Source organism: Streptacidiphilus sp. EB103A (genome assembly GCF_041261405.1).
Lineage (GTDB): Bacteria > Actinomycetota > Actinomycetes > Streptomycetales > Streptomycetaceae > Streptacidiphilus.
In genome coordinates this window covers 342,739-356,228 of sequence record NZ_JBGCAQ010000002.1, presented here as the reverse complement: position 1 = coordinate 356,228, position 13,490 = coordinate 342,739, and the positions used below count along the sequence as shown (strand labels likewise).

Sequence of the window (13,490 nt, the reverse complement as noted above, 5' to 3'; positions counted from 1 at the left end):
AAGGGCATGCGGCGTCGGCATAGGCCGGTCAGGGATCGCCGCAGCGGTCACGGGCTCCGCGCAGCGTGACGGCCGCGACCCCGCAGACGAATACCAGCCCGGCGCACAGGGCGCCGCCCAGGTCGTGCGGCGGACGGGCCGGCCAGAGCCACGGGGTGGTCTGCGCGGGCGGGTGCCACTGGGTGTAGAGCGCGTACACAGCCGCGACCAGATATCCCGTCGGTCCGGTCCAGGACACGCCGCCGTCCAGAACTGTGGCGCACAGCAGGCCGATGCCGGTGATCCCGGCGACGTTGCGCAGCACGTCCAGCGTGCCGCCGGCAAGGTGCCCGCCGGTCCCGGCAGCGGCCAGCAGGGCGATCGCCGTCACGGTCAGCACGACCGTGACGGCCATCCGCAGGAACGGGAGCCACCGGCCGGCCACACGTTCCGGCTCGCCGAACGGGCTCGGCGCGGTGGCCGCGATGCTCACCGCGGCGGCGGCCTCGAAGATCAGCGGCAGTTGCAGCGCGCCGTACGCGTCCCAGTGCCCGAGGAGCGTGAGCCGAAGTCCGACGGCGCAGGCCGCGATCGACAGCACGGCGAGCGGGACTCTGCGGCCCACGGCGTACAGCCGCACCAGCCGGACGCCGGTCACGGGATCTGCGCCAGGGTGATCCGGCCGGCGCGCAGCGCCGCCAGATGCTGCACGAGCCAGGCGTGCCGCGCGGGGGCCGACAGTGCGGCGAAACGTTCGGCCGCCGCGTAGACCGCAGTCCCCGGCGTCACGTCCGGCCACGGGTTCGCGTCCGGTTGGCCCGGTCCTGTGGATGCTGCCTGGGTCGCGGGGACCGCTTGCTGTGCCGCCACCAACAGCAGCGCTTTGGCCACCGCATCCTGTGCCTGGGATTCGCCGGGCTGGTAGTCGACGAGACGGGCGACCAGGTTCGGGCCGTCCGACTGAGCCGCCTGGCTCTGTATCTTGTCTGCCAACTGTTCGACCGTCATGGAAGGCCCCGGCAGCTGATCGGGAAGTACCAGAGGGAACACGTGCGACATACCGCTGACTTGCGGTGCGCCTGGCCGGATGCTGATGCCGTTGACGGTGTCATGCCGGTAGCTCACGGCCACCTGGAGGATCCGGGACGGCACGCCCGGCAGGCCGGCGAGTTGGTCGAGCAGGGGCGCCAGGGCGTTCGTCACGACCGGCAGGTCACCGGCGTAGGCGGGATTGAGGCAGACCGGGATCGTCGTGGCGCTGCACACCGGCGTGAACCGGAGCGGCTGATCGTCCGCGGCGTTGTGCAGCGCCGGGATGTCGATCATGCCCTGCGCGTCCATGGTGCCGGTCCCGGCCAGCACCACCGCTGTCCCGGCCGCCAGCAGACCGGCCCCGGTGAGGCCGGCCGCGGCTACCCGCACCGACCGGCGCGCCCAGCCTGCGGGCAGCGCGAGTCCACCGAGCAGCGCGGCGGTGACCCCGGCGAGGAACATCACCTGCGCGATGGGCAGGTCGGGGACGAACGGGTAGAAGGTCGCACCACCCGCCTGCGGGCCCAGGTCCCAGGGCCCCGTGACGACGGGAGAGATCTGCCAGGCGGACTGGCTGCCGTGGATCGGCTGGGTGCTCAGCGCGAGGAGGAAGAACGAGGCGATGGCCGCCAGCGGCGCGGTGAAGCGGCTGGGCAGGAAGGTGCCGATGGCGAAGCCGAGGGCCGAGAACGCGGGCAGGCTCGCGGCACCGACCGCGGCCGGCCACCACAGCGGGCCACCCCATCGGGCCTGATGCTCCGTCACCCCGTACAGGACGGCCACGCAGCCCAGGTAGGCCGCCATGGCCCAGATCGTGGTGGCGGCCCAGGGGGCGAGCAGCCGCGCCCACCTCGGCCTGGCGGTGGTCGTCACCTGGTCGGTGACCCGGCGTCGGGCCTCTCGCGACCCCATCCAGGCCGCGGCTCCGGTCACCGGGACGGCGAAGTCGAGCACCGCGCCGCTCTGCAGTCCGGCCGCGCGCAGGCTCCACAGCGGCAGCATGGCCATGTCCTTGCGGTACGTGGTGAGCCAGAACAGCCCGATCGCCACCGGCAGCAGCCACGCCATCGCGTTGTGGCGCAGTTCCAGCCGCAGCAGCCGCAGCAGCCGGAGCACCACCAGACTCCGGGCCCCGGCGGGCCGAAGCCGGGCAGCTGCGGGGGCCGTCGTCGCCGCGCTCATGACCGCGCCTGCGCGAGGACGGCGCTGTACCCGCGCTCGATCGGCGTGTCCCCGGCGTCCTGTCCCTCGCCTCGGGCGGCGAGCCCGTCCGGCGTGCCGTGGAAGACGATCCTGCCCCCGTCCATCAACGCCACCCGGGCGCAGGCGGTCGCGACGTCCTCGACCAGATGAGTGCTCACCACCACGGTCGCGCGCTGCCCCAGTTCCCGCAGCAGCGCACGGAACGTCACGCGCTGCTGCGGGTCGAGGCCCGCGGTCGGCTCGTCGAACAGCAGTAGCTCCGGCTCGTTGACGATGGCCTGCGCGATACCGACCCGGCGCAGCATGCCGCCGGACAGGGTGCGCAGCCGGGCCTTCCTCCGGCCGCCGAGTTCGACCCTGTCGATCGCGGTCGCGACGGCGACACGGATGCGGGCCGGCGGCACCTCCTTGAGCAGCGCGAAGTACTCGACGTACTCGGCCACGGTGAACCCCGGGTAGTAGCCGGGGTTCTGCGGCAGGTAGCCGAGTCTGCGCCTGATCTCGCGACGCGGACCGTAACGGCCCGGATCACGGCCGAGCAGCCGCAGGTCGCCCGAGGACGGCGACATCGCCGTCGCCGTCATCCGCAGCAGCGAGGTCTTGCCCGCGCCGTTCGGCCCCAACAGCCCGAACACTCCCGGGCCCACCTGCAGATCCACCCCGGCCACCGCCGCGACCGCGCCGAAGCGCCGGGTCAGGCCGGTCATCTCGATGTTCATCGCGCTCCTCCCCTACCGGATCCGGTTCCCTGCTAGACCGGTGATGGGCTCAAGGCTGCCCGCCGGGCCACGCCGGGTCGTCACACCGGGGAGCGCGATACGCGGTGCTACCACGGTGGGCGGTCCGCCCCGGGCACGGGCGAAGTCATACCTGGGTATGACCGTTCAGGAGTGATGGCCGGGCGGCCCCGGCCGCCTACGCTGTGACCGTGAAACGGCTGTCAGCAATCGCGTCGGCGGCCCGGCACGCCCTCATCCAGGTGCTGACCGGACCCGATCCGGCCCCGGCATGGCGCCGGCCCTCGCAGCAGCAGCGCCGGGCGGAGTACGCCGCGCTGGGCGTGGCGACGCTGGCGCTGTGCTTCGTCAATGCGACCCACGTGAACCAGGCGGCCTCCGGCGGCGCCCAGTCGCCGCCCGGTGCCTGGCAGGTGGTGCTCGCTATCGCGGCGGTGCTGCCGCTGCCGCTTGCGGTGACGTACCCGATGGCGGCCTGGCGGGTCGGATGGTTCGTCCTGCTGCTGTCGCCGCTGCTGCCCGCCGCCTGGTGGGGCGGCTGGCCGTGGGGTCCGCCGCAGGTGCTCGCGATGCTCGGGGTCTTCTGCCTGGCGGCGGTCCGGCAGCGGCGGGCGGCCGTGTGGTGGATGTGGTCGCTCACGCTCATCCCCTGGGTCGGGTGGCTGGCCAAGGACATTCCGAACCTGAACGGCCCGGCCGCCGCCACGGTGGTCTTCACAGCCGTGGCGATCGCGGTGGACAGCGTCGGCTCCAGACTGCGCACCCAGCGCGCGCTGGCCGCGCAGACCGTCCGTACCGACACCGAGCAGGCCCGACGCGCCGTGCTCGAAGAGCGCACCCGGATCGCCAGGGAACTGCACGATGTGGTGGCCCATCACCTGTCGCTGATCGCGGTCCAGGCCGAGACCGCGCCCTACCGACTCGGCGAGCTGACGGAACCGGCCCGCGCCGAGTTCAGCTCGATGAGCGAGGTGGCCCGGGAAGCGCTGACGGAGATGCGCCGGCTGCTCGACGTGCTGCGCCAGGACCAGCCGGCCGGGCTCGCGCCGCAGCCGCAGCTGACCGAACTGCCGACGCTCATCGACGCCGCCCGGCGGGCGGGCGTGGAGGTCGAACTGTCGGTGCCCGCGGAGCTCGGCAGGGTGCCCGCCGGCGTCGGGGTGTGCGCGTACCGGATCGTGCAGGAGTCGCTGTCCAACGCGGGCCGGCACGCCCCGGGCGCAGCGGTCTCGGTGTCGGTGGATCAGGACGCACGCGCCGTCCGGCTTCGGGTCGCCAACGGCCCGGGCAGTGCCGCCGCCCGACCGGGACGAGAGCGCGGACGCGGCCACGGACTGAGCGGAATGCACGAGCGGGTCGCGCTGCTCGGCGGGTCACTCTCGGTCGGGCCGACACCGGCCGGCGGCTTCGTGGTGTCCGCGCTGCTCCCACTCGGCGAGACCCCATGAGCGCGGCCGGTCCTGGTGCTACGCGCTGCCTGGTCGCGGACGATCAGGCCATGGTGCGCGAGGGCTTCGCCGCGGTCCTCGCCGCCCAACCGGACCTGCAGGTCGTGGGACAGGCCGCCGACGGCGCCGAGGCGGTCGCCCGGACGCGTCAACTGTCGCCTGACATCGTGCTCATGGACGTGCGGATGCCGGTCATGAACGGACTCCAGGCAACCAGGGAGATCCTGTACGGCGCGGCGGAACAGCAGCGGCCGCGGGTGCTGATGCTCACCACCTTCGACCTGGACGACTACGTGTACGAGGCGCTGCGGGCCGGGGCCAGCGGATTCCTGCTCAAGGACGCCACCGCCGCCGAACTGGTGCACGCGGTCCGGGTGATAGCCGGCGGTGAGGCGCTGCTCGCCCCGTCGGTGACCCGGCGTCTGATCGCCGACTTCGCCCGGCTGCCACGCCAGGACCAGCCTCCCGCGCCCGAGCTCGGCGTACTCACCCGGCGCGAGACCGAGGTGCTGCGACTGATCGCCCGCGGCCTGTCCAACACCGAGATCAGCAGCGCGCTGGTCATCGCCGAGCAGACCACCAAGACCTACGTCGGCCGGATCCTGGCCAAGCTCGACCTGCGCGACCGGGCCCAAGCCGTCGTGGCCGCCTACGAAACCGGGCTCGTCACACCGGGCTCCCGATAGCCGGCACTCCGAGGCGCACCCGCAGCACGGTACTGGCCGCGCAAGCCTGAATGGTGCGCTCGGCCGCCACCTTGGCCCGGCCGTAGGCGTTGGTGGGGGCACCGGGCGACGCTTCGTCGTTGTCCGCCGACGAGCCGTCGAAGACGTTGTCGGTGGAGATCAGTACCAGTCGGCGGCCGCAGGCTGCGAGGTTGGCGGCGACGGCGGAGTGCAGGTCGCCGGCCCGCTGCGGGTTCTCAGGAGCCGCGATGAGCTGTCGTCGGGGGGCGAGGACGGCCGTTCTTCCGTGCTGTTCAACCCTTGCTGCGATGGCCCGACCCACGAAGCCGCTGCCCACGATGAGGATCCCGTGCTGTTTCCGGGTCGGCTTCGGTCACGGCGGTGGCCGGGATGCTGCGCCGGCCGGGCAGCATGGTGAGGGAGACCGCGACGGCCAGCACCATGAAGCCGGTGGCTGCCAGCAGGGCGTCCCGGTAGCCCGTCGTGAGGTTCCCTGTGGTGATCGCGTGCTGGGCGGCTGCTGAGCGGGTTGCCCGGGTGGCCACGTTGGTGAGGACCGCGAGGCCGACGGCCGCGCCGATCTGGGTGGAGGTGCCCAGGACGCCGGAAGCGAGCCCCGCCTCGTCCTCGTCGGCTCCCGCTGTCGCGGCGACGGTGAAGGCGACGAAGACCACGCCGCCGGCACCGAGCAGCAGCAGCGGGCCCAGGATCTCGTCGGGGTAGGAGCCGCCGGAGATCCGGGACATCCAGCCCACGCCGATGCCGAAGAGCACCAGGCCGGTGGTGCAGCAGGTACGCACGCCGAAGCGGTTGATCAGCCGCCCAGACATGGTCGAGACGAGGGTGCTGGTCACAGCCAGGGGCACCACTGCCACCCCGGAGCGGAACGCGGAGAAGTGCAGAACCTGCTGCAGGTACAGGCTCAGGACGATGTAGATGGGCGAGACCGCCATGTTGATCAGCGCCGCCACGGCGTTGGCCCCCCGCAACGAGCGGCGGCGGAACACGCGCAGGGGGATCAGCGGACTGCTGCTCCGGGCCTGGACCAGCAGGAAGGCGGCGATCAGCGCAACGCTGAGCGTGCCCCAGGCGGCGGTCCGGCCTGCCGTCCATCCGGCGGTGCCCGCGTTGACCAGGACGAAGACGAGCAGCGTCAGGCCGGCGGTGATGGTGATCGCGCCGGTCAGGTCGAATCGGCCGCTTCTGTCGGCGCGCGGGTCGGCGGGCAACAGGCGCAGGCCGAGCAGGGCGCCGGCGAGGGCGACCGGAAGATTGACGTAGAACACGGACTGCCAGCCCAGCAGGTCGGTGAGCACGCCTCCGGCGAACAGGCCGACGGAGCCGCCGGCTGCCGCCATGGTCCCCATCACGGCCAGCGCGCGGTTACGGGCGGCGGCACCGTGCTCGCTGGTGTCCGGAAACACCGTCAGCACCAGGGACAGCGCCGCTGGGGCGATCACGGCAGCGGCGAATCCCTGCAGCGCACGGGCCGCGATCAACCAGCCTGGCGACGGGGCCAGGGACCCGGTCAGCGAGGCAGCCGCGAAGAGCACCAGCCCGCCGGTGAACAGCCGACGCCGACCCAGGTAGTCGCCCAACCGGCCGCCCAGGACGAGGAACCCGCCGTAGAGGAGCGTGTAGGCGTTGGGTATCCAGGACAGGTCCTGCGCGGCGAAGCCGAGGTCCCGACCGATCGACGGCAGCGCCACACCGACGATCGCCGAGTCGAGGATCAGGATGAAGTGGCTGGCCGCCAGCAGGGCGAGCACGAGACCGCGCCCTCGCGTGCCTGCTTGAGCGGAGTTGCTGTCCATGGCGGTCTCTCCAACAAGGGGACGGGGTGGGTGGGACTGGCGGGAGTCGGCGGAACTCAGCCGGTGGCGCAGGGCACGGGGCCGGTGGAGGACCCTGGAACGTTTCGGTTGGTCGCGACCGATGTTCGACCTGTTGGACTACCGCTCGAAGCCATGGAGATGTACCGCTCCCGGCCGGACGAGTGCCAGCGGCTCTTCTCCAACGCGCGGCGTACGGCTCGCGGATTCACCTGGTTCTGGGCTGCGGACCTGTCCCCTGATCGTTCCGCGGGTCAGCGGACAAGACCGGCCTCCTCTGCGGCGACGGGAGGGGTGGGCGGCACTGCTTGGACCATTCCGTTCTCCAGGACGACCGCCGAGCTGATCCGCGCCCCGCACGCCGGGGAAGACCACGCAGCGCTCGACCAGACCCTGCCGACGTCCTCCCAGTGCCCGCGCACCGGATATCCCCAGATCTGCTCACCGGCGGCGAGCATGCCCGGGATGACATCCCTACTGATGTCGTGCTGCCAACTAGTGCAACTGCATCCACGACTACCCCGCTCATCGGACACACCGTCACCTTGAGTTGCTGGCAACAGAGCCAATCAGTCGGCGTACGTACTTGGCAAGAAGATCCAGAAACAATCAGCAAGAGTTTACATGCAGCCGTTCGACAATTCCCTAATATCCGTCAATATTCAACAATGTTCGATTTGATGCATTGTTGGGGGCACCTATGGTTCCCGCGCGAGAGCCCTCACTCCGCACACAGATCAGATCGCCGGCCCCATGCTTGGTCACGCTCGCGCCGTCGCCGACACCGTCTCACCTGTGGCTGCGGTGCGCCGTCGCCGGGCCTAGCAGGGCGAGCAGGTCCAGCGCGTCGACGCCGGACGAGCCGGGCGGCGGGGTGAAGACGAACAGGCGCTGGTCCTCGGCCGGGGTCAGCAGGACCTCGGAGTCGAAGACGATCGCCCCGATCTCCGGGTGCAGTACCCGCATCCGGCCGCGGCGCCGCACGCCGACCTCGTGCGCGTCCCAGAGCCGGCTGAACTCCTCGCTCGCTCCGCGCAACCGTCTGAGCAGGGCGGCCGACACCTCGTCGGTGCCCCGGCGGGCGACGGCCGCGCGCAGATCGGCGACGGCCTCGCGGCTGTGCTGGTCGTGCTCCTCGGGCGGGTACGCCTCGCGCACGGCAGGGTCGGTGAACCACCGCCACACGACGTTGCGGTCCGGCCCCTCGACCGTGCACACGCAACCGAACAGCGCCTCCGCCAGCGCGTTCATCGCCAGCAGGTCGCCGAGGTCCCCGACGAGCTGGGCCGGGGTCTCCCGCAGGTGGTCGAGCAGGTACAGCATGCTCGGCCGCACATGCGTCCCGGCCAACCGTCCCACCGGCGGCGGGTATCCCGCCAGCAGGTACAGGTGGTCCCGCTCGTCCTCGGTCAGCCGCAGCGCCCGGGCCAGGGCGGCCAGGATCTGCGTCGACGGCTGCGGGCTGCGGGCCTGTTCGAGCCGCATCACGTAGTCCGCCGACATCCCGGCGAGCTGCGCGACCTCCTCCCGGCGCAGCCCCGGCGTCCGCCGGTGCCGCCCCTGCGGCAGGTCGGCCTCGCGGGGCTGCAGCCTGTGGCGCGACTTGCGCAGGAAGTCGGCGAGCTGACGGCGGTCCATGTCCATGCGTCCCATCATGCGATGTCAGGCGGTCGTTTCGGGGGCGTCCGGGCGGCTCGGCCTAGGACGGCTGGTCCTAGGGGACCGCGTCCGATTCACACGGCGGCGCCGTGACGCCACCGTGAAGGCATGACTCAGACACAGCTCGAAGCCGTTCAGCACATGTTGCGCAACCGGCCCGTGCTCGACCTCGCCACCGACCTCACCGAGCAGCGGCGACTGTTCGACGCGATGCGGGAGTCCACCCCGCTTCCGGACGGCACCACGACCACGGACGGCGAACTCGGCGGCGTGCCGGTCGTCCTCGTCGAGGGGCCGAACACCGGCTCCTTCGATTCCTCCGGCTCCTCGGTACCGGTCGTCCTGTACTTCCACGGGGGCGGCTATGTGCTCGGCACCGCCGCGACCGGGGTGGCACTCGCCGTGGGCCTGGCGGCCCGCGTGGGAGGGCGCGGCATCTCGGTCGGATACCGGCTGGCGCCCGAGCACCCCTTCCCTGCGGCGGTGGAGGACGCGCTGGCCGCCTACCGTGCGCTGCTCGACGACGGAGTGTCGCCGTCGCGGATCGCCTTCGCGGGCGACTCGGCGGGCGGCGGGCTCGCGGTGGCGGCACTGATCGCCGCGCGGGACGCCGGGCTGCCACTGCCGTCGGCTGCGGTGGCCTTCTCCCCCTGGACCGACCTCACCCTCGCCGGAGCCTCCGTCACCGGCAGGGCCGACGACGACCTCGTCCTCACCGCGGACATCCTCGTCCACGCCGCCGCCGACTACCTCGGCTCCGCCGACCCCCGGTCCGCCCTGGCCAGCCCCGGCCTCACGGCCGACCTCAGCGGCCTGCCCCCGCTGCTCATCCAGGTCGGCTCGCACGAGATACTCCTCGACGACGCGATTGCACTGGCCGCCCGCGCCGCCGCCTTCGACGTCCCGGTCGACCTCCAGATCGGCCCCGGGCTCCCGCACGTCTTCCAGCGCTTCGCCGGCACCGGCCGACTGGACCAGGCGGACGCCGCGATGGACGCCGCGGGCGACTTCCTGCGGCGCGCGCTCGCGTCCGCTCCCGTGATTTCCGGCCAGGGCCGAGGACTTGGCTTCTGAGCGGCGGCCCCGTCGGCGCGGTCGGCCGGGCGGGCGAGCGGACCAAACGCTCGTCCGCTCGCCCACGACCGGTCGACGTCAGGCCTTCGTCCACTTCTGGTTGCTGCCGCCGTTGCAGGTCCAGAGCTCGACCCCGGTGCCGTTGGCGCTGGCGCCGCCGCCCTTGACGTCCAGGCACAGGCCGGACTGGACGCCGGTGATGGTGCCGTCGGCGTTGACGTTCCACTGCTGGTTGGTCTGGCCGTTGCAGGTGTACAGGTCGACGTTGGTCCCGGAGGTGGTGCCCTGGTTGTAGGCGTCCAGGCACAGGCCGAGCGTGCGCAGGGTCCCGCCGGAGTAGGTCCACTCCTGGTTGGGGCCGTGGTGGCAGTCCCAGATCTCCTGGAGGGTGCCCGGGGTGGTGTTGGAGTTGGGGTCGTCCAGGCAGCGCCCGGAGGCGGTGCTCACGTACTCGGTGGCGGTGCTGGTGCCGGGCGGGGTGCGCAGCAGCTGAACCGCTCCGGGGCCGAGGTTCACGCTGTAGGTGCCGCTGATCGTGCCGATCGAGGAGCCGGTCCACAGGTCGGTGGCGGTCGGCGAGCCGGTGATCCCGACGGAGGCCAGGTTGACGCTGACGGTCTGGCTGCTGCTGCCGGAGTAGTTGAACAGCCCGATGATCACGCTGCCGTCCGACTCGGTCTTGCTGAACACCTGCTGGTTGCCGTTGCTGACGATCCGGGAGGCGTCGATGGCGTCCTGGTCGACGGCCAGCACGGCTGTGTTCTTGAGGTAGCCGAGGTCGGTGGAGTCGAGGTGGGTCAGGTCGGTGCCCAGGATCAGCGGGGAGGCGGCCATCGCCCAGAGGCTGAGCTGGGACTGCCGCTCCGGCGCGGTCAGCCCGTCGTTGGAGCCGTTGCCGACCTCGATCGAGTCGTAGTCGTTGAACGCCCCCGGGCCTCCGTAGGGCTGCCAGGCCGCGACCTGGGCGTAGCGCTGCTGGATGTTGCCCCAGTCCGTCAGCGGAAAGCTGCTGCCGTTCGAGCCGCAGTAGCACTCGACGTCCCCGCCGGTGCGCCAGCCGTTGGAGTACTTCGCCCAGGTGCCCGCGCTGCCGATGGCGAGGTTGTTGGACAGCTCCAGGTGGATCGGGCGGCCGCTCTGCTGCAGCGCGGCCGACCAGGCCGTGACGTCGCCGACGTCGCCGGTCCCGACGCCGTCGATCTTGACGTAGTCGACGCCCCAGGAGGCGAACTCGTTGGCCCAGGAGTTGATGAACGCCTGCGCGCCGGGCTTGCTGTAGTCGATCCCGACCATGCCGCCGCAGTTGTAGTTGCTCTCGGAGCTCGTGGTGGCGATGTCGTCCGCGTGGTAACTCGTGCCCTGGATGGGGGTGTTCTGGGCGACGGCCTGCTTGGAGATGCCCGGGGTGACGTAGATCCCGAACTTCAGCCCGTCGGCGTGCACATGGGACGCGACCACGGCGATCCCGTCGGTGGAGCCCGAGGACGGGAACTTGGTGGTGTCGGTCGCCCAGCGGCCGTACTGGTCCACCGCCGGGCCCTGGCTGCCGGGGCACTGGTAGTAGAAGTCGTCGATGTTGACGTACTGGTAGCCGATGGCCGCCAGCCCGCTGCTCTTCATGGCGTCGGCCTGGGCGTCGATCACGGCGGCGGTCGGCGCGTACCGGACGTAGCTCCAACTGCTCCAGCCCAGCGCGGGGGTCAGGCCGACGCCGTTGCTCTCGGCCTGGGCCTGCGGCATCGGCAGCAGCGCACCGGCCAGAGCCGCCGCGCCGGCGGTCAGCACGGCTACCAGTCCGCGGGCCCTGCGGCCGAAGCGCCTGGGGATTCCTGAACGCATGAGTCTCTCCGTCCTCGGTGTGCATGGGTGGGGGACATGCCGAGAGGAGCCTCTGAGCAGGGCCGCCGACCGAGGTCGGCGCTGCTGCCCTGTCATGTGCGAGGCGACTGGAACTCAACCTCACAGCTGACACAAAGTCAATATATGTTGCAGCATGGGCGAACCGGCTCTTGGATTTGTTTGATTGTGGCCATCGAGGAGCCAGCGGACATCCAGGTTCACATCCTTGACGCAGCATCAGCCCACCGCGATAGTGAGGCCGTCTCGCTGCCCGAGCAGCATTCCCTGCGCGTTGCGGACGGGAGTCCCCTCAAGCGAATTGTTAACGCTAACAAAGGAGTTGGCACATGATCGTTCCAGGATGGATGCGCTGGACCCGGCGCTCACTGACGGCCGCGGGGGCGACGCTGGCCCTCGCCGCCGGCCTCCTCGTCGGAACGGCCTCGACGTCGCAGGCCGCCGCGCAGGGGCCGTGTGACATCTACGCGGCCGGAGGCACTCCGTGCGTCGCCGCCCACAGCACCACCCGCGCGCTGTACGCCGCCTACAACGGGTCGCTCTACCAGGTCAAGCGCTCGTCGGACAGCGCCGTGCTGAACATCGGCGTCCTCAGCGCGGGCGGCTACGCCAACGCCGCCGCACAGGACTCGTTCTGCGCCGGCACGAGTTGCGTCATCACCGTCGTCTACGACCAGTCGGGCAAGGGCAACAACCTCACCCAGGCCCCCGGCGGCGGCGAAGCCGGCGGACCCGACACCCTCGCCAACGCCTACGCGGCGCCGATCACGGTCGGCGGCCACGAGGCCTACGGCGTCTACGTCGCCGCCGGCACCGGCTACCGCGACGACAGCACCTCCGGCATCGCCACCGGCGACGCCGCCGAGGGCATCTACGCCGTCTTCGACGGCACCCACTACAACGGCGGCTGCTGCTTCGACTACGGCAACGCCGAGACCAGCAACAACAACACCGGCAACGGCCACATGGAGGCCGTCTACTTCGGCAACATCAAGGTCTGGGGATACGGCACCGGCAACGGCCCCTGGGTCATGGCCGACCTGGAGAACGGCCTGTACTCCGGCGTGAACGCCGGCTACAACGCCGGCAACCCCACCGTCAGCAGCCGCTTCCTGACCGCCGTCGTCAAGGGCGGCCCCAACCAGTGGGCCATCCGCTCCGGCAACGCCCAGTCCGGCAGCCTGTCGACCTCCTACAGCGGCGCACGCCCGGCGGGCTACAACCCGATGCACAAGGAGGGGGCGATCCTGCTCGGCATCGGCGGCGACAACAGCAAGGGCTCCGCCGGCACCTTCTACGAGGGCGTCATGACCTCCGGCTACCCCTCCGACGCGACCGAGAACGCCGTCCAGGCCAATATCACCGCGGCAGGCTACAGCACCTCGACCGCCGCCGCAGGGACGCTGACCCCCGGGTCGCGGATCTCCCTGCGCGCCACGACAGCGTGCTGCACCTCGGACTACGTCCGCCACGACGACTCCGACAGCCAGGTCGTCATCTCCGCGATCAGCTCCGCCAGCACGGCCACCGACAAGGCCGACGCCACCTGGATCGTCAGGGCCGGCCTGGCCAACAGCTCCTGCCTGTCGTTCGAGTCCGCCAACGACCCGGGCCAGTACCTGCGCCACTCCAATTTCCAGCTCTACCTGGTCGGCACCGACAACAGCACCCTGTTCGCCCAGGACGCCACCTTCTGCCCGCAGACCGGCCACAACGGCCAGGGCTACTCGTTCCAGTCCGTCAACTACACCACCAAGTACCTGCGCCACTACAACTACACCGTCTACCTCGCCAGTGACGGCGGCAGCAACGCCTGGGACAGCGCCACCTCCTGGAGCGACGACTCCAGCTGGCTCGTCGCCCAGCCCTGGGGCTGACCCCGGGGCCCGAAATGCGGGCGGACTCATGCACGACAGGACGCGTGACCCACGCCCCGCTGTCCCACAGCCTGGCCCTTGCGGGCGACGCTGTGGGACGCGTTGG

Annotated in this window: 12 protein-coding genes; 4 read left to right on the top strand and 8 right to left on the bottom strand. The window is 71.3% G+C overall.

The annotated features are described in order from the left end of the window. Nucleotides 1-28: 28 nt before the first annotated feature. Genes ABH941_RS04525 through ABH941_RS04515 form a run of 3 tightly spaced genes read right to left on the bottom strand, consistent with a single transcriptional unit; the run spans nt 29 to nt 2,933 of the window. On the bottom strand, nt 29-637 hold the full coding sequence (locus tag ABH941_RS04525) for a hypothetical protein (protein ID WP_370127243.1): 609 nt from the start codon (nt 635-637) through the stop codon (nt 29-31). Continuing rightward, nucleotides 634-2,193 carry a hypothetical protein gene (locus ABH941_RS04520; protein ID WP_370127242.1) on the bottom strand — a complete coding sequence of 520 codons (1,560 nt, stop codon included), beginning with the start codon at nt 2,191-2,193 and terminating at the stop codon, nt 634-636. The genes ABH941_RS04525 and ABH941_RS04520 overlap by 4 nt, the downstream gene beginning before the upstream one ends. Further along, nucleotides 2,190-2,933, bottom strand: a complete 744-nt coding sequence (locus ABH941_RS04515; RefSeq protein WP_370127241.1) for an ABC transporter ATP-binding protein — start codon at nt 2,931-2,933, stop codon at nt 2,190-2,192. Before ABH941_RS04515 ends, ABH941_RS04520 begins: the two co-directional genes overlap by 4 nt. A 209-nt stretch (nt 2,934-3,142) precedes the next feature. Between ABH941_RS04515 and ABH941_RS04510 the strand changes: the two genes are divergently transcribed. Together ABH941_RS04510 and ABH941_RS04505 are read left to right on the top strand one after the other, a co-directional pair. Beyond that, on the top strand, nt 3,143-4,399 hold the full coding sequence (locus ABH941_RS04510; RefSeq protein ID WP_370127240.1) for a sensor histidine kinase: 1,257 nt from the start codon (nt 3,143-3,145) through the stop codon (nt 4,397-4,399). Beyond that, entirely contained in the window at nt 4,396-5,085 is a 690-nt protein-coding gene (locus tag ABH941_RS04505) for a response regulator (RefSeq protein ID WP_370127239.1), read from the top strand. The genes ABH941_RS04510 and ABH941_RS04505 overlap by 4 nt, the downstream gene beginning before the upstream one ends. Here ABH941_RS04505 and ABH941_RS04500 read toward each other — a convergent pair. From ABH941_RS04500 to ABH941_RS04485, 4 genes are all read right to left on the bottom strand, one after another. Then, nucleotides 5,066-5,422: a sugar nucleotide-binding protein gene (locus ABH941_RS04500; protein WP_370127238.1), complete on the bottom strand. Its 357-nt coding sequence runs from the start codon at nt 5,420-5,422 to the stop codon at nt 5,066-5,068. The genes ABH941_RS04505 and ABH941_RS04500 overlap by 20 nt on opposite strands. Then, nucleotides 5,379-6,899 (bottom strand): MFS transporter, encoded by a 1,521-nt coding sequence (locus ABH941_RS04495; protein WP_370127237.1) that lies wholly within the window; start codon nt 6,897-6,899, stop codon nt 5,379-5,381. The genes ABH941_RS04500 and ABH941_RS04495 overlap by 44 nt, the downstream gene beginning before the upstream one ends. 272 nt (nt 6,900-7,171) lie before the next feature. After that, entirely contained in the window at nt 7,172-7,375 is a 204-nt protein-coding gene (locus ABH941_RS04490; RefSeq protein WP_370127236.1) for a hypothetical protein, read from the bottom strand. A 331-nt stretch (nt 7,376-7,706) separates the two neighbouring features. Continuing rightward, nucleotides 7,707-8,561: a helix-turn-helix transcriptional regulator gene (locus tag ABH941_RS04485; protein WP_370127235.1), complete on the bottom strand. Its 855-nt coding sequence runs from the start codon at nt 8,559-8,561 to the stop codon at nt 7,707-7,709. A gap of 123 nt (nt 8,562-8,684) precedes the next feature. Here ABH941_RS04485 and ABH941_RS04480 point away from each other — a divergent pair, with 123 nt between their 5' ends. Continuing rightward, entirely contained in the window at nt 8,685-9,650 is a 966-nt protein-coding gene (locus ABH941_RS04480) for an alpha/beta hydrolase (RefSeq protein ID WP_370127234.1), read from the top strand. A gap of 78 nt (nt 9,651-9,728) precedes the next feature. On the opposite strand, the gene ABH941_RS04475 is transcribed toward ABH941_RS04480, so the two are convergent. Then, the gene (locus ABH941_RS04475) at nt 9,729-11,489 is read right to left on the bottom strand and encodes a ricin-type beta-trefoil lectin domain protein (protein WP_370127233.1); all 1,761 of its coding nucleotides are present in this window, start codon (nt 11,487-11,489) and stop codon (nt 9,729-9,731) included. Nucleotides 11,490-11,836: 347 nt separating this feature from the next. Here ABH941_RS04475 and ABH941_RS04470 point away from each other — a divergent pair, with 347 nt between their 5' ends. Continuing rightward, nucleotides 11,837-13,384: an alpha-L-arabinofuranosidase B gene (locus ABH941_RS04470; protein ID WP_370127232.1), complete on the top strand. Its 1,548-nt coding sequence runs from the start codon at nt 11,837-11,839 to the stop codon at nt 13,382-13,384. Nucleotides 13,385-13,490 lie beyond the last annotated feature (106 nt).

Bases quoted from the DNA above. Each gene is read 5' to 3' on its own strand.
- ABH941_RS04505 (WP_370127239.1), top strand. From the start codon at position 4,396: ATGAGCGCGGCCGGTCCTGGTGCTACGCGCTGCCTGGTCGCGGACGAT.
- ABH941_RS04485 (WP_370127235.1), bottom strand. From the start codon at position 8,561: ATGGACATGGACCGCCGTCAGCTCGCCGACTTCCTGCGCAAGTCGCGC.
- ABH941_RS04515 (WP_370127241.1), bottom strand. From the start codon at position 2,933: ATGAACATCGAGATGACCGGCCTGACCCGGCGCTTCGGCGCGGTCGCG.
- ABH941_RS04470 (WP_370127232.1), top strand. From the start codon at position 11,837: ATGATCGTTCCAGGATGGATGCGCTGGACCCGGCGCTCACTGACGGCC.
- ABH941_RS04475 (WP_370127233.1), bottom strand. From the start codon at position 11,489: ATGCGTTCAGGAATCCCCAGGCGCTTCGGCCGCAGGGCCCGCGGACTG.
- ABH941_RS04490 (WP_370127236.1), bottom strand. From the start codon at position 7,375: ATGCTCGCCGCCGGTGAGCAGATCTGGGGATATCCGGTGCGCGGGCAC.
- ABH941_RS04480 (WP_370127234.1), top strand. From the start codon at position 8,685: ATGACTCAGACACAGCTCGAAGCCGTTCAGCACATGTTGCGCAACCGG.
- ABH941_RS04520 (WP_370127242.1), bottom strand. From the start codon at position 2,193: ATGAGCGCGGCGACGACGGCCCCCGCAGCTGCCCGGCTTCGGCCCGCC.
- ABH941_RS04495 (WP_370127237.1), bottom strand. From the start codon at position 6,899: ATGGACAGCAACTCCGCTCAAGCAGGCACGCGAGGGCGCGGTCTCGTG.